The following is a 16,172-nucleotide window of genomic DNA, read 5'->3' on the forward strand; positions in this document are numbered from 1 at the left end:
TGCCTTTTTTATTTCGCTATTTATTATTTACATTTTTATTTTTTATTTTTACCTTTTGTTTTCATATCGGGATAAATTTTTTCACCCCTAAAAAACTAGGCAAAAAAACCAAATATTTACCCGCTTTTACAAGCCATCAGAAATTTTTTGTTAAGGCATTCCAGGTTAATTGGGCGCGACTGATATAGTCGATAAAACAATAGCCTTAATTAACAAGGAACTTTCCCATGCAAAAAATACTACCCTTTTTATGGATGCTAACATTCAGTATTGCAACACCCGCATTTGCCAAAGACACCAACAGCCGGATTGTAGAAGGTGGCGGGACAGGAAAATTTCCTGCAATTATGAAAAGCGAGGACTCACTCCAAACGCACACTATTTTCCGCCCGCAGGATATCCAGCATTTCAGCGGTAAAAAAACCTTACCTATTGTTGTCTGGGGTAACGGCGCCTGTTTTGACTCGCCGTTTGAACACGTCAATTTTTTAAATGAAATCGCCTCGCAGGGTTTTATGGTTATCGCTATAGGAACAATGCCCAGAGCATCTGGTGAACAAAATAAAGAGAGATCAACCTCTGCCAAACTCACCGCCGCTATAGACTGGGCATTTGCACAAAACACCAATAAAAACAGCGTTTACTTCAAGAAATTGAACACCAACAAAATTGCCCTTGCCGGTATGTCCTGCGGTGGATTACAAGCACTGGAAGTGGCAGACGACCCGCGCATTACTACATTGATAGTCGCCAACAGCGGTATTTTTATCGAACCACTGCGCGGCAATGCCATGCCGATGATGCCGCAACTGGACAAAACCCAACTGAAAAAAATTCACACACCAACCCTCTATTTGCTGGGCGGCCCATCTGACATAGCCTATAAAAATGGCATGGATGATGTGAAAAAAATTAATCATGTACCGGTATTTGTCGCTAACCTGAACGTAGGTCACGGCGGCACCTATGCACAAGCGTTTGGCGGTGAATATGGCAAGGTCGCCACGGCGTGGCTTAACTGGCAATTAAAAGGCGATAAAAATTCCAGCAAGCTTTTTAAAGGAAAAACCCCAAAATTATCAACATGGAAAGGCTGGGTTGTTGACAAAAAAAATATGAAATAAAAAATAAAATAACCCAAAGAAGCAGAGTAAAAACTCTGCTTCTATTTGCACGGAAATACTAGATATTTCGCTTGGAAAGTTTTCCTAATTCACTATCCAGCAGGCTGACCATTTTTTGGGAAGCACCAGCGACTGCTTGTTCAATAGTCCCAGCCTCACCTGTTACTGCGGCTGGCTCGCGCCCTGCTAATCGCGCCTCAAGCAAACAACGTTTGTCTTTCCGGCCTGATTTAGCACCGTTTTCATCGCTTAAATGCACTTCCACGCGTGTGAGCTGGGCAGAAAAGCGCCCCAAATTTTTAGAAAGTATGCCTTCAATCTGCCGAGCCAAACCTTCTTTGCCTGGAATGTTTTTATCCGTATTCACCTGAATTTGCATATCTACCTCCAATCAAGTCATCTTCATTAAGGTGCTGCATTTTTTATGACTGATAATTAGCGGTGGGGTTCAGATGATTAGGTTAATAATTGGAAAGCTGTGTAAAGGCTGCCATAGATACTAAATAAGGACACACCGGTAATTATTAGGCGACTATGGCTAAAGTAAATTTTAATCTGGGCAGCATTCTTTTTTGAGGTTCACTGTATATTTCCCCCACTTTAAATGCCCCTTTTTTTAAATAGAAACCTTCAGCGTCTGGATCAGATGTTATATAAAACTCAGTGATATCCAGCGTTTTACACTCTGAAAGAATTTGTTCAAATACTAGATTCCCATAGCCCTTGCCAATGGCTTTTGGCAATAGCCAAAAATGATCAAGCTCATCACTATCGCCTTTCACTATGGCGAAGAATCCAATCACATCTTTATCTTTTAAAATTAGTTTGACTGTATTGCGAGAAATATACTTTTCTTCAAACCTTAAATTAGATCTCCATTCTTCAAGCTGCTCTTGAGAATAACCCCAATAGCCCTTCGATGTAATTAAGGTATCTCGAAGCAGATCGGTATCTTTTACTTCGGCATCTATAAAGTTAAGCACTTATTTACACCTGACGTTGGATTAAACCGCAGTTTTTAAGCAAAAAACTCATTTCCATTTTTAGAATGACCATATATTAAAGAAATTATGAGCGCTCCTTTACAGTTTTGCTTAGAGGAAACTGCGTGCTGCATTAATTGCCGAACTAATAGCATTTTTTGCTTGCGGGCTATTTTTCCAGCAAGTTGACCCGGTAATATTTGCGCCATGCTCCAAAATATTATTTATGTCAGCGCTAGCCAATTGAGATAGCGTTACAAATCCCATTTGCTCTAAGCGCTCTACAACTTTTGGCCCTACACCTTTAACGCTTAGCAATACTGCTTTTTCAGATTCAGAAAATGGCACAGTTTTTATTCCTTGTATTAGTTAACGCCGCAATCACGCGCTTGTCGCGTGCATTGCTTGTTAGCACTAACCAGCCAAATATCCGGCAGATTGTCTGCAACCTCACGATACGTCTTCTTGGATAAAAGAACGTCCAAAACGGGCTTTATAGGCTCTGCCCATATCTCCGGTAGATCAGCTTCTCCATCTGAGACTATCGGGAATGCCAAATACTCAACCGGAGGACGGAATTCAGCCGCAACACCGGCCTTGTTTCCCCTGGCATCAATTCGATACCAGCCATGCATTTCAAGATATACAGCATTCAGGCCATGCAGACAAAACGGCGGCTTATCATTGCTGATGGTCAGCCGCTGATAACATAAGCCCGCCGGAATGCCGTTCGCACGCAAAAGTGCCGCAAGCAAATGGCTCTTCGCATAGCAGTAGCCCGTTCCGTACTTCAGAACATCGGAAGCCTTACACGTTACAGGATCACACTCATAATCCCAGCTATGCTTAATTTGGTCTCGAACAAAGACAAAACATTTATCTGCAATTTGCTCAAGGCTCTCCGTGCCGTCAGCGAGCGACTTCGCCTTAGCCAGCACCTCTGGCTCTTTCCAATCTATATATTTCGTTGATTCTAGATATTGATGCACGTATTCGATTTCCTATTACGGCTAACGTTGCGTTTCAGGTATTGATTTTTTACCACAGTCGCTTGTTATGGTTTTCTATTTAATGAAGAGCCAATAAAAATAATTGTGGCTATGGTTGCGGTATTTCCGAACATTGATGCTGCATAAGTAATTACAACTGTTAGAGCGTCAAAGTTAATAATGCTATTAAAATGAATTTTAAGCGTTGTAGATGTGACTGCAGTTATGAGGCCTGCACCTATTAAATACCGCCATAATTTATGATTTTTAAAAACAATATATTCAATAAGCGGCACTTCAATTTTGCCGCGAAATTTGTAGCCTATGTACAACAATGGAGCAGCCAATATGAGAGCGGTAGAAATCTTTAGCAAATCATGATCCATTGTTAAATACGGAAGTAGAAAGACAATTAAGATAGCTAAAGCACTTAATGCCGCCCCGTGAATAATATCTTTTAGAAACATATTTTTACCATAGCGCCGTGCTCAACGGCAGTTTGTAAGTCGTAGTTTTGTGGGTGACTTTTGCGCAGCAAAACCACAAAGCTGCGACTTATAAACTGTCCAGTGCACGCAGTGCGCGGGTTGCTACGCTTTGTTATATTTTGACTCAGCTATAGCTTTTATTTTTTGATTGTGAAGGCTATACCTATGCTGGTAAGAAATAATTAGTTTACGTTTAGCCAAACCACTAAAAGCACCACAAAATGTTTCTTCTTGTATTAATTTGCAGCGGGATTCGGATATTTCAGATAAGGTAAACTTTCTTATGCCGCTAAGCAAACCTCCAATGATTGGAAGTGTCCCAGTCCATTCTAGATGCCTACGCTCTACAATTTTTACTTTATTTAGATTTATTCTTAACGGGAGACCAGACATTTGGGTTTTAAGTAATACTGGGACCCCATTTTTCATGCGAACCTCGACACCACTTTTATGCCAGTCACTCCATTTTGAGAAACTTGAAATAATATTCCATACAGTATCGGCACTTGCCTCGATTTCTGTTTCGACTCTGACATCAGAACTGTTCATGGCACCAATTTCCGGAAAATATAACGCCGAGTTCAGCGGCAGTTTTTAAGTTGTGGTTTTGTGGATTACTTTTGCGCAGCAAAACCACAAAACTGCGACTTAAATTCTGTCCAGTGGAGCGAAGCGGAACGGTGTTTGACCACTTTGTTAGGCTCTATTTATTTTGACTGAAGAAGTTTCGTTTTTTCTTGTTCAAATTCAACTTCTGATAGAATTCCACGCCTTCTAAGATCGTCCAGTTTAAGCAAGTCATTGTAAGTGTCAGACTTCGTTTCAGGTTTTTCTTCACCTTTTACCGATATTTTAATATTTTGTGCAACTGCAATATTTTCATTTGCATCTGTAATGTCCGGTCTCTCAATTGCTGGGGCTCCGGGTTTTAATGCGCGAAATATTAAATCTGCACTCGGAGGATTCCTACCTAGCTGCCCTTCACGTGCTTTAAACGAAACTGGAACCATAACCAGCCCTTTCGATGCGCAAAAATCATTTGCTTTCTGATAAACGATTTCTCGTACACCGGCGGTTGCAAAACCTGCCCCACTCGCTGAAACCATATAAGTATCTGGCCCAGTTGGAATAACATTAGAGGAAGTACATCCACTCACCTGTAAAATTGAAACACATATAAATAGCAGATTTTGAAGGACTTTCATATTTTCGATCTCATAGCCTAACGTTGCGCTCACCTGCGGATTGTAAGTAGCGCGTTGCGATAAACTTAGCGTAGCGATATTGCACAAGCGCTACTTACAATGCGTCAGGTGCAATGCATTGTTATAGGTTGCTATTTTTTCTCCATTCTTAAATGGAGAAAAATGTACATGCTGCGCTTATGATTTTACCGTTTTACCTGCAAGAGATGAATGCTCTGCAAGCTCGGCATTTATGAAAGCAGCAATCATTGCACGATAAACGGCTTCAGTGACATCGGGATTTGCTGCTGATTCAACTGCAAGAGCACGTACTTTTGAAATTACTTGCTCGACTCTCTGGGGCGCTTTAACGTCTTCGGTTGTTTTTTTGAAGCGAGCGGCTTGCATAACAAAGCCGCCACGCTGAGCGATAAGGCTAACAATTTTTTGATCGATAGCATCGATATTTGAACGAACTTCCTCAAGGGAACTGCAGGTTACGATATTGTTCATTTTTAACTCCTTGTTTGTGCCTATAACGTTAAGCGCAGGGGCGCGTTGTAAGTAGTGATTTTATGGAAGACTTTTGCGAAGCAAAACCATAAAAGCGCTACTTACAATGCGTCCAGCACACGAAGTGTGCGAGCCTGGCGCTTCTTGTTATGGCAGCGACGGTTTGCACTTTCAGAAAGCCACGTTTCTACAAAAACCAACCGAAGCTGCCAATTAATATTACCGATGCACAATTTACACCGATTTTCTTTCTTGCACCCCAAAATGCGAAGCGCGTTGCCACACACTTTCTATTAGCACCGGAACGACACTGCGCACTTTGAACATTGCGGAAACGCCAAAAGGTGTTTGCTTGCGATGAGCTTTCCTTGTGTACGTTCAAAAACAGTTCGCACGCTATAACAGTTTATTAAACGGCTCAAGCCGTATATCACCCAGCCGCATATCTTTTTATGGCGGGTACCTTTTACTCAAAAAGATACTGCTGATTCAATCACTTGGCGAGCTGCTTGTATATATCAATTATTAAAAAACCGGCGCGAGTATGGATACTGCGCCGGTTATTGCTTTATGCGATATTTTTTACTACAGATAACCTACTGTTTTTAAAAGCATTAATCTTGTGGGCAGATAAACAAGAAGGTGATATGCGGCACGAGCAGATTATCAGGATTGGTGCAGCTAATTAAAACGGGGGGCAGGATACATGCACTCGCGGGGTGATCGAAAATGGTGGATGCCGTTTGTGCGGCACCCACCCTATGCAGGAAATATTATTGTACGGGTTTAATTTGGAAGCGCTGTCCGTTGCTGTTTAGCCATTGGGCTTGGGCGAAGTTGGTGAAGTCTTCCACGCCGCCGTGAGCTAAATCGATGACCAGTGTACTTTTACGGTTGGCGAGTTTTACGGTGCCGTCAGCTAAAAACTCTACTTGCCATTGGGTGTAATCCTCTCCGCAATTTTCCAGCTCGATATTAGTACCGGGCACGATAGACTTTTTTGCGACCGCAATACATTGTTGTGCATTGCTATTAGATTGCTCGGCACTCGGCTGAATGTAGAAGTAACCTTCATCGGCCGCTGCAAATTTCCAACGTTGGTTCGATTTGTTTAGCCACTCTTGCTGCGCAATATTTTTAACGGCTGTATTTTCCACGACGGTAATTGCTTTACCGCTTTGAATACTGGTGATGGCATTTTCACCTTGTGGTTGTAATGCCCATTGGGCACAAGCAGATTTTGGCTCGATAAATTGCGGAATATCCTCAACTGATTTTTGCACTTCTTTTGGCGCGGGCTCCTTGCAATCAGCAAAGCGTAACTCTTCCTGGGTTTGTGCATTTACCAGTGCGACCCAACCTTTAATATAAGGTTTGATTTGCCATTGCTGGCAAAGTTGGTTGTGCCAAGGGGCACTGCTCAACCCTGCATCGGTAATCGCGCACTGCTCGCCACCGGCGGTGAGGAATAATCCGCTTGGTGTTACCAATCGATAATTGCCGTTGGTGGTGTAATCCAAATTCCAAGTCGCGCTGGCATTATTGCTCGCGGTATCTGCGCAGCTCGCGGCAGAAATTTTTCCGCTATTATCGGCAACCACACAGGTGTTATCCGCTTTGCTTACCAAGGATATTTGAGTGCCTTGCACTTTAGTGACGAGCGGGCCGTTTTCACCAGAGGGAGATGCTACAGGCACACCGGCAGCGACCGGCTCACCAAAGTTTGGGGTGCCATCTTCATTCCAGGTAAATTTTTGTGCGCGCACTGAGCGAGTGCTGGTGCAACCTTCCAATTCGCTGGCGTTACCGTGGTAAATAATCCAGTCCTCGGTGCCATCGGGCGATTTAAAGAAACCGTTGTGCCCGGGGCCAAACACACCGTTGGCTTTGCTAAATACCGGCTTATCAAATTTATGCCAAGACTCTACTTTTAACGGGTCATCGCCCACTAATTCCACCAAGCCCAATTTGTAGTCCGGGGTATTACAAAAACTCGCGGAATACACCATGTAGGTTTTGCCATTGCGCTTTAACATTTCCGGGCCTTCATTGACTTTCATGCCAGAAAATTCCCATTCGTATTCGGGGCGAATAATTTTTACTCGCTCACCTTCTACCGTCCAGGGGTTGCTCATTTTGGAAATCCAAATGGTTTGTTCATCGCCCACCCACTGGGACCAGAGCAAATACAACTGGCCCTTGTGCTCAAAATAATTGCCGTCGATATTCCAAATATCGGGCATGGGCGAACCTTTGTAGGTATAAGGGCCGAGCGGGTCATCGCCGTGGCTTTCAATCACACTCAAATGCTGGCGATCAAAATTTTCGGCAATGCCCGAGGTGTACATAACGTACCAGCGCGGCCCTTTGGGTGTATTCAGGCGATGAAATTCAAACGCCCAAAAATTACAGCAACGGCCCAAATCACTCTCTGACCAGATATTAATCGGCGTTGCTGTAGCAAGGCCAGCGAGTGTGGGCGATTTGCGCATCACCAACTGCGATGTCCAGGTGGTGGTGGTTAAATAATAATTGCCTTCAAAATATTCCAACCAAGGGTCGGCACCGTTGGGGAAAATCGGGTTGATAAAGCTATTGACCATTTGCTGGGCGGTGGGGCCATTAGCCGGTTGACTTGCAACCGACGTTTGCGCTCCGGGTGCCGCGCTTTTTTCAGCGGGCACCTCTGCCTCTTTACCGCAGCCGATTAATACCGCGGGCAATAACAACAGGGATAATAATTTTTTCATGGTACCTCTCTCTCACATTTACATTTTTAATTTTTGATTTTTTGGTCGTATGCCAAAATTTATTTAAATACCATCACAAAACCGGCACTGGGGCGCAGGCTAAGAGTGTGTGGTGTTTTGGTATTAACATCCTGCTGTATAAAATCGCGCTCACCTGCACCACTGGCAATCAGCGTGCCTTTTTTGTCGCCGATAAAACCTAGATCCAGATTCAGGGTTTTATTTTCTTTTTTCGCATTAATACCAGCGACATACCAAACATCGCCTGCGCGACGGGCAATTACGGCGTACTTTCCTGGGTAGCCATCAATAAATTTCACCTCATCCCATGCACGCGGTAATTCTTGCAAAAATGCTTTTACATAGTCCGGTGCAGTCGCCATACCTTCGGGAATTTCTGCAAAGTGTTGAATACCGGAAATCATGAGCACCGCTTCGGCTAACTCAAATGAATTCTCTGTCACACGTTTAATATTCGGGATATCACCAAAAGCCATGGGCGTGTAATCCATTGGGTCAAACACATTGCGTGCAAAAAGCGACATAACCACATGCGCCGCTACCGGGTCCTGGTCGGCTTGGGTAAAGGTGGTGAACTCAAAACCCTTAATGGATTCCATGGTCATTAAGTTGGGATAAGTGCGCTGCCAACCGCGCGGCAGAGTGGCGCCGTGAAAGTTGAGCAACAAACCATGTGCAGCAGCATCGGCCATGATGTCGTGGTAATAGGCCATCATGGATTGACCATCACCGGCAAAAAAATCGATTTTCAAACCCTTTACGCCAATTGATTTCAACTGCGCAAATACAGCCTGGCGCTGCTCATGGGTGAGCAATTCGCTTTTAGGGCTGTAGGGTGTTTCATTCCAGCTGCCCGATGAGTTGTACCATACCAGAATGCCAATATTTTTTTGCGCAGCATACTCAACTAGTTCTTTCAATTTTTCCATGCCGATTTTTTTATCCCAATCGGCATCAATCAGGGTGTAATCCCAGTGCATTTCAGCGGCGTAGTCGATGAATTTTTTTTGCACATCGAAGGTAGTGAAATCATCTTTTAAAATAGCCCAGCTCCAGGATGAGTGACCAGGCTGGATAATATTTTTATCCAGCGCTATGGCAGGCTCAGCGACATCGGTTCCTAAAGTTGATTCCATAATGCGCGGCAAATCGCCTATTGCGAGAATACGCCAGGGGGAAATTAAATCGCCGCGGCTATTGGCAAGCAGTGCGCCTTTTTCGCCATTGGGTGCAATATAAATTTCCGGCGCTTGTGGTGTTGCAAATGTATATTTGCCCTTGGGTGATTCATGATGCAAACGTGAGGCATGCCAGTCGCGATTCACGCCCGCTTCCGAGATCAATACCCAGTTATTACCGGTATTAAACAACGCTGGGAACGCCCAGCCCGCACCGAGGGTGGAAGCAGTGCCCACCGGAATATCCATTTGGTAATGTTCTTCATAGGATGGATTGGTATTGCTCCAACCGGTTTGCGACACCGCCATAGGTTGCAACCAGGCGCGCGCCGTTTCCGGCAATTGGAAGCTGGTAGTTTCTTTCACAAATTCTTTGGTGGCGATAGCGGAATCTTTCACGGCATAACGAAACGCAACACCGTCGTCTGATACGCGAAAGGTTAGTATGAGTTTTTGTTGTTGCGCATTTAAAATAGAAAATGTTTGTTCATTGGCGCGATAGGTGATCTTATTTTTTTTACCCACCTGCATAGTGTAATCATCGCTCACCGGGGTGATGGCTGAACGCGATTCAATAGTGACGCCCTGGGTAAAATCGGCAGCGCTTAACTGCAAACCTAAATCTGATGGCAGAATCACCGGCTGCGCCGCGCGATCCACTGAATAAGCCAGTGTATTTTGCTCGGTAACAAATACCTTAACACTAAGGTTAGTGTCGGGACTGGTAAGGGGTTCTGGCGCTTTTTGACTGCAGGCAGTACCCAACACACTCACGCCCATCACAAGCAAAACGCTGGCTATTTTTTTCATCAAAACTCTCCATTTATATTTTGTCGGTTGGAAAAGCGCAGCGCCTTCCGACAGTTTTTATCAACCACCGAAAGGCGCCGCGCGTCAAACCCGGGTTTTATTTCAAGCGGGTTAAACTGAATTGTTGATTGGTGGCACCTGTCGCATTCCACTGAATGATTTGTGCACCATTTGCCGTGCTTAAATTCAACACGTCGAGCGGTAAATTACTCAGTTGCGAACGAATGGTGTAATAGCCGCTGCTATTCGTCAGGCTCCACTTCTGCCCTGCACCACCCCAATAATCCCACTGCGCGATATTGGCGCCCGCAGCGGTGGAATTGTTGTACACGTCCAAACTTTTCAAACTCGCCGCGTTAATCAGGCTGTAATAACCCGTGCCCTGGTTAATCACATACCACTGTTGGGCGCGATAAGAGTTCCAGGTTTCCTGTTGAATCATCGCGCCATTGGCGGAGGATTTAGCGGCAGGCAGTAGATCTTTATTGCTATGACGCGCAGTAATGCGATACAAACCATCACTCACACCACCACAACTGGCGACAGAAAAATTACGCGTGAGCGTCGGCCAGCCATTGCTGTAGGTCATTTTTAACAGGTCTAACTTGGCATTGCCGTTATCGTTCAAGTCGTAATAATGAATAGAGGTGTAATTGCAGCCATCTTGTTTTAACAAACCTATGTGACCTGGGCCTTTGTAGTTGCCATCCACATTAGGCAGCAAGGTGCGCACATCGGTATAAGGGCCGTAGACGGAAGTTGAGCGTGCGACCTGCACGTAATAGGTACTATTAGCACCTTGGCAGCAGGCGCCGCGATTAATAAATAAGTAGTAATAATCGCCATTGCGTGAAATGTAAGGCGCTTCAATATCCGCGTGGTTGCCACCATATACCTTAGTCACACTGCCATTGAGCTTACCGGTACTTTGGTTGATTTCAGCCACGCCAATCCCACCAAAAAACGAACCGTAGCTCATGTACACCTTGCCGTCATGGTCGCGGTACAGCGCCGGGTCAATCGCGTTAATTTCGCTACTACCGCCCCAGGACTCCACCACTACCCCCAAATCCTGCCAGCTGGGTGAGGTCAGCGATGCTGAACGCGCGACCCCAATTGCCGACACCGAGGTGCCAAAGGTGGATACGGAGTAATAAAGGTAGTAGTAGCCATTCATATGAATCGCTTCAGGCGCCCAGAAAGAGCCGCTGAAATTGGGGATCTTGCTGTAAATCCAGCTGGGGTAAGTGGTAAATACCGGCGCCGGGCCACCCGTCCAGGTGGTTAAATTGGTCGATGTGGAGTACCAAATACCGGTACCCGTGGTGAAGTGAAAGTAGGTATTACCATCCTTAATAAGGGCACCCGGGTCATGGGAATTAGTCAAACCCGAAAGCGTAATCGCCGATGCGCTAACGCTGCACAGCAAAAGGCCCAGTCCCGCCAGAATTGATTTAAACATAATGGTTACCTGTAGATTATTGTTAGACGGTAGGTTGTGATTGATATTGTCTTAATATTATAAGACAAATTGATTTTACTCATAAATCTACTTTCAGGCCAAGGGATTTAGGTGGTCTTTACACTTGTGGTGTAGATGGGTAACAGCGCCACCACACTCCTGTGTACGCCAGCGCACCGCCAAAACCCTCCCGCTTCGTTATGATCAATATCACTTAAGCGTTAGGGCAAATAGTAATGCCCTGCGCACCATCGTTAGCAAATCGCAAAGGAAAAGATCATGGACTCCATTATTAACCTTATCGTCTACCTGGTTGTATTCGGGCTTATCTGGTGGCTGGTATCACTCTTGCCGCTGCCGTCACCGGTGGCGCAAGTGGTGCGGGTTTTATTCATTATCATGCTGATTCTGATAGTGCTTTCAGTCTTCGGCATTATCCCGGGCAACTATTTACCGCGACTGACCATCTAGCTCAGACGCTGTAACAAAAAGCCCCGCCTTTCAGATGAAAGGCGGGGCTTTTTCGTTTAGCCATGTTAGAACTATGTTGAATAAAAAAACGCCCTGCACTTTTCAGTACAGGGCGTTTTTTGTTGTCTACTGCAAAGTGCGGCGGAGTGCTGCGCGACTCCACCCTACTCCGAATAATTACTTAACTGATAACTTAAAAATGGTGCGGGTTTTATATTCATCACCAGGGCGCAACACTATCGATGGAAATTGTGCTTGGTTAATCGAATCGGGAGCGTGCTGTGGCTCCAAACAAAAACCGCTGCGCTTTTTATAAGTGACACCTTTACCAGTAAGAGTGCCATCTAAAAAGTTACCGGAATAAAATTGTACGCCCGGCTCTTCAGTGAATACTTCCAGTACTCGGCCAGAAGTTTCTTCTTCAACACGCGCCGCCAGGGTTAATGCTTTGTAGGTTTTTTGATTGATCAAAAAATTGTGATCGTAACCAAAACCATTTTTTATCTGCTCGTGCTCATCATTAATGCGACTGCCAATTAACGTCGGCTCGCGAAAATCAAACGGTGTTCCGGCAACCGGCATTGGTTCATCTACCGGAATTGCCGCTTGATTTACCGCGTTAATGTGATCGGCAAATATCTGGGCTTTGTGGCCGAGAATAGTTTCGCCTGACGCTGCACCAATACCAGCCAAATTAAAATAACTGTGCTGGGTGAGGTTTACCGGTGTGGCTTTGTCGGTCGTGGCGAAATAATCCACGATCAATTCATCGCTGTGGGTGAATTGATAAGTGACAGTCACACTCAAATTGCCGGGGAAGCCCTGGTCGCCATCTTCACTGAGCAAATGCAATTTTAATATGGGACCATTTGCATCTTCAGCGGTGGTAGCGCTCCAGACTCTTTTATCAAACCCCTGTGAGCCGCCGTGTAAATTATTGCTGCCATTGTTAGCAGTTAATTTATAGGTCGTGCCATCCAGCGTAAATTGCGCATTGGCAATGCGGTTGCCCACGCGGCCAATCAGTGCACCAAAATAAGGGCCTACCTCAAGGTAGGGTTCAAGGGTGTCAAACCCCAACACTACATCACCGAGCGCGCCGTTTTTATCGCGCATGTGCCACTCGGTAATAATACCGCCGAGGGTAATAATACTTACCTGGCTACCCAGTTTATTGGTGAGGGTAAATTCGTTTACCGCTTCGCCCGCAGGAGTAGTGCCAAATAATTTTTGCGCAATCATTGTTGTAGATGTTGTTGCCGATAGTGGTGCTGTAGTTGTTGTCATAGCTGCTGTCATAGTAGTTGAAGTATTAGTAGAGGCGTGGCGCTCGGTGCGCCGGGCTTCAAACCCCTGCGCTCAGGGAGCAAGGGCATCGGGTTGGTCTTGTCCGAAGTCGGGGAACCCCTCGGCTGTCCAACCCAGTTCACGAATATAGGTGTGGCGATTGGGATCAGTAAGCGGTGTGCCCTGTAGCTCGGCGTAATCGCGCGCATGATATACCAGCACATCGGTTTTACCATCATCCGCCAGGGTAAAACTATTGTGGCCAGGGCCAAAACGCTTGAGTTTTTCGTTGGTGAAAAAAATCGGCTCAGGCGATTTATTCCACGAATTTTTATCGAGTAAATTTGCGTCCACGTCGGCCCAGACCAACCCTACCGCATAGCGATGGTCAGTAGCACTCGCCGAGTAGCTGATAAAAATTTTACCGTTGCGAATAATCACCGCTGCACCTTCATTCACTTTATAACCTTGAATTTCCCAATCCAATGTCGGGCGGGTAATTTCCACTTCCAGTGCACCAACCTGAGTAGGCGAATCCAGTGTGGCAATATAGAGCGCGGAATTCATGGTGCCTTCCGGGTCACGTTGCGCCCACACCAAATAGCGCTGGCCTTTGTGCTCAAACACGGTGGCATCGAGCGAGAAGGAGTCGCGCGCGGTTCTTACCAGACCCAATTCTTTCCATTCACCCTGCATGGGGTCGGCCGATTCATTGGCCAACACATACATGCGAATACTACCACCCACACCTTTTTCACCAGCGGCAAAATAGATGTACCAGGTATCGTTAAAGCGATGTAATTCCGGCGCCCAAATATTTTCACTCATCGGGCCGGATTCATGCTTTTCCCAAATGGTCACTTCTTCTGCACTGCCAATACCTGACAAGCTAGGTGAGCTGCGCAACTGAATGCGATCAAACTTGGGCGCTGTCGCAATAAAATAGTAATGGCCCGATTCGGTGCGATAAATTTGCGGGTCAGCGCGCTGCGGCACCAAGGCCACCGGTACATCACTCGCGGTTTCCGGTTTGATATCGCCAACTACTGACGATGCACTGGCCGCAACAGATTCACTGGTAGCGGCTGACTCAGCTGAACCGACCGGTGCGCTAGATTCCCCACAAGCCGCCAATAAAAAACTACCCAACGCCACGGCGGCGATGCGCAAACTGCTCAGGGATAACAAGTGGAAGGTGTGCGATTGAATAGCAATAAACTTCATGGATGATTCTCCTGTGCCCGGCTTTACACCGGTTAACTGTTATTTTTAATGGAATAATATTATATTACATATTGAGAGAAATCGACCTATAAGAGAGTTAACTATGGTAAATACAGCCCCCCTCACCCGTTTCCGCCAAGCTACTGCCCGCGTTGGTTATACCGCTGCGCTGCTCCTCAACGCCGTCGCCCTGTTATTGGGAGCATCGGTTGCCCAAGCCAAACAAGTGGATGTGCACGACCCCGTGATGGCACGCGAAGGCGACACCTGGTATTTGTTCAGCACCGGCCCCGGCATCACTATTTACAGCTCCAAAGACAAAGTGAACTGGACTTTCTCTGACCGCGCCTTTGCCGACCAACCCACTTGGGCCAAATCGGTGTCGCCAAGCTTTGACGGTCACCTCTGGGCGCCCGATGTGATCGAACATAACAACCAGTTTTATTTGTATTACTCGGTATCCGCCTTTGGCAAAAATACCTCAGCAATTGGTGTGACAGTTAATAAAACGCTGGATCCCAAATCGCCCGACTACCGTTGGGAAGATAAAGGCATAGTGATTGAATCGGTGCCCAACCGCGACAACTGGAACGCAATCGACCCCGCAGTAATTTTTGATGAACAAGGCCAAGCCTGGATGAGTTTTGGCTCTTTCTGGAGCGGTTTAAAAATTTTTAGATTAAACAGCGACCTCACCCGCCCTGCCGAACCACAAGAGTGGCACAGCATAGCGCGCCGTGATCAGGTTCCTACCGGCACCGACGTTAACGCCGGCCCCGGTGAAATTGAAGCGCCATTTATTCTGCGCAAAGGTGACTACTACTATTTATTCGTAAGCTGGGGCCTCTGCTGTAAACGCGGTGAATCCACTTATCACCTCGCCGTAGGCCGCTCCAAAAATGTCACCGGCCCCTACCTTGACCGCGCTGGCCGCGACATGAACCAAGGCGGCGGCAGCTTGTTACTACTCGGCAATAAAAACTGGGTCGGCCTCGGCCACAACAGCGCCTATTCATGGGACGGTAAAGATTATTTGGTGCTACACGCCTATGAAACCGCGGATAAATATTTGCAGAAATTAAAAATCATGAATATCAGCTGGGACAAAGAAGGCTGGCCTATGGTTGACCCAAAAGAGTTGGATACATACCAAAGTAAACGAGTTAAATAAGAAAAAAGTAAGCTTGTGTGGTGTGGCGCGTTAAACCTTTTGTGCGAGTTTAACTAAATAGCTCATAACTTTTTGATTGGAATTCCGCGGGGTTATTAGTTTTAACTCTTTGTTTAACACTCCTGAAAGGTCTAGGCTTTAACGAGGATATAGCTGTGGCGGGTAGATAGTTGTTTACCCGCCACAACCTTGATAAAGGAACAGGATCAATTAGGAGAAGCGCCATGAAACACGACAACATCAACCACGCCAAGTGGCTGCGTGAAGAACAGGGTGAAACTGCACGTGAGTTGGCTGAAGTGATGCGCCTGGCGCAGGAAATGGGGCGCCGTCTGTGCAATGAAACCCACGGCGAAATGTACGATGAGGTGCGGCTGTTAATGTCACTGCTACACCAAACTCGCGCCCAAGCCGATTTAATTGATGCGCAATTAAACTCTGCCGATCCCATCGCCGATTTATTGCAGCGCCGCCAATCGCGCCAGTAATTTTCAGGTCAAAAATTTCGATACCCGCA

The 16,172-nt window shown here is 46.0% G+C and carries 17 protein-coding genes; 4 read left to right on the plus strand and 13 right to left on the minus strand.

All coding sequences use genetic code 11. From position 1 onward, the window contains the following. Positions 1–227 precede the first annotated feature (227 nt). Positions 228–1,124: a S9 family peptidase gene (locus D0B88_RS18355; protein ID WP_151058978.1), complete on the plus strand. Its 897-nt coding sequence runs from the start codon at positions 228–230 to the stop codon at positions 1,122–1,124. A gap of 58 nt (positions 1,125–1,182) precedes the next feature. On the opposite strand, the gene D0B88_RS18360 is transcribed toward D0B88_RS18355, so the two are convergent. The 11 genes from D0B88_RS18360 to D0B88_RS18410 all read right to left on the minus strand — a co-directional run bounded on the left by D0B88_RS18360 (position 1,183) and on the right by D0B88_RS18410 (position 11,502). Continuing rightward, complete coding sequence (locus D0B88_RS18360; protein WP_007646204.1) at positions 1,183–1,503, minus strand: HPF/RaiA family ribosome-associated protein; 321 nt, start codon at positions 1,501–1,503, stop codon at positions 1,183–1,185. Between the two features lie 145 nt (positions 1,504–1,648). Next, entirely contained in the window at positions 1,649–2,107 is a 459-nt protein-coding gene (locus D0B88_RS18365; protein ID WP_007646202.1) for a GNAT family N-acetyltransferase, read from the minus strand. A 111-nt stretch (positions 2,108–2,218) separates the two neighbouring features. Next, a complete protein-coding gene (locus tag D0B88_RS18370) occupies positions 2,219–2,455 on the minus strand; it encodes a helix-hairpin-helix domain-containing protein (RefSeq protein ID WP_007646200.1) in 237 nt (78 codons plus the stop codon). Between the two features lie 17 nt (positions 2,456–2,472). Beyond that, on the minus strand, positions 2,473–3,096 hold the full coding sequence (locus D0B88_RS18375; RefSeq protein WP_050977148.1) for a transglutaminase family protein: 624 nt from the start codon (positions 3,094–3,096) through the stop codon (positions 2,473–2,475). Positions 3,097–3,161: 65 nt separating this feature from the next. Beyond that, entirely contained in the window at positions 3,162–3,563 is a 402-nt protein-coding gene (locus D0B88_RS18380; RefSeq protein ID WP_151058980.1) for a hypothetical protein, read from the minus strand. Between the two features lie 123 nt (positions 3,564–3,686). Then, positions 3,687–4,133: an SRPBCC family protein gene (locus D0B88_RS18385; protein WP_040393826.1), complete on the minus strand. Its 447-nt coding sequence runs from the start codon at positions 4,131–4,133 to the stop codon at positions 3,687–3,689. Positions 4,134–4,291: 158 nt separating this feature from the next. Beyond that, positions 4,292–4,789, minus strand: coding sequence for an SHOCT domain-containing protein (locus tag D0B88_RS18390; RefSeq protein ID WP_225318456.1), 498 nt, complete (start codon positions 4,787–4,789; stop codon positions 4,292–4,294). Positions 4,790–4,966: 177 nt separating this feature from the next. After that, on the minus strand, positions 4,967–5,281 hold the full coding sequence (locus D0B88_RS18395; RefSeq protein WP_007646190.1) for a chorismate mutase: 315 nt from the start codon (positions 5,279–5,281) through the stop codon (positions 4,967–4,969). A 773-nt stretch (positions 5,282–6,054) separates the two neighbouring features. After that, positions 6,055–8,031 (minus strand): family 43 glycosylhydrolase, encoded by a 1,977-nt coding sequence (locus D0B88_RS18400; protein ID WP_151058982.1) that lies wholly within the window; start codon positions 8,029–8,031, stop codon positions 6,055–6,057. A 59-nt stretch (positions 8,032–8,090) separates the two neighbouring features. Further along, a complete protein-coding gene (locus D0B88_RS18405) occupies positions 8,091–10,040 on the minus strand; it encodes a glycoside hydrolase family 97 protein (RefSeq protein WP_151058984.1) in 1,950 nt (649 codons plus the stop codon). 97 nt (positions 10,041–10,137) lie between these two features. Beyond that, on the minus strand, positions 10,138–11,502 hold the full coding sequence (locus D0B88_RS18410; protein WP_007646180.1) for a family 43 glycosylhydrolase: 1,365 nt from the start codon (positions 11,500–11,502) through the stop codon (positions 10,138–10,140). Between the two features lie 279 nt (positions 11,503–11,781). On the opposite strand from D0B88_RS18410, the gene D0B88_RS18415 reads away from it, so the two are divergent. After that, positions 11,782–11,973, plus strand: a complete 192-nt coding sequence (locus D0B88_RS18415) for a Thivi_2564 family membrane protein (protein ID WP_007646178.1) — start codon at positions 11,782–11,784, stop codon at positions 11,971–11,973. 177 nt (positions 11,974–12,150) lie between these two features. On the opposite strand, the gene D0B88_RS18420 is transcribed toward D0B88_RS18415, so the two are convergent. Beyond that, positions 12,151–13,260: an aldose epimerase family protein gene (locus tag D0B88_RS18420; RefSeq protein ID WP_225318457.1), complete on the minus strand. Its 1,110-nt coding sequence runs from the start codon at positions 13,258–13,260 to the stop codon at positions 12,151–12,153. A 72-nt stretch (positions 13,261–13,332) separates the two neighbouring features. Next, positions 13,333–14,484 (minus strand): family 43 glycosylhydrolase, encoded by a 1,152-nt coding sequence (locus tag D0B88_RS18425; protein WP_007646175.1) that lies wholly within the window; start codon positions 14,482–14,484, stop codon positions 13,333–13,335. Positions 14,485–14,587: 103 nt separating this feature from the next. On the opposite strand from D0B88_RS18425, the gene D0B88_RS18430 reads away from it, so the two are divergent. Both D0B88_RS18430 and D0B88_RS18435 read left to right on the plus strand, forming a co-directional pair. After that, positions 14,588–15,655, plus strand: a complete 1,068-nt coding sequence (locus D0B88_RS18430; RefSeq protein ID WP_151058989.1) for an arabinan endo-1,5-alpha-L-arabinosidase — start codon at positions 14,588–14,590, stop codon at positions 15,653–15,655. Positions 15,656–15,879: 224 nt separating this feature from the next. Continuing rightward, positions 15,880–16,143, plus strand: a complete 264-nt coding sequence (locus tag D0B88_RS18435; protein WP_007646171.1) for a hypothetical protein — start codon at positions 15,880–15,882, stop codon at positions 16,141–16,143. Positions 16,144–16,172: the final 29 nt, after the last annotated feature.

Origin of the sequence: Cellvibrio sp. KY-YJ-3, from assembly GCF_008806955.1 — a bacterium.
GTDB lineage: Bacteria > Pseudomonadota > Gammaproteobacteria > Pseudomonadales > Cellvibrionaceae > Cellvibrio.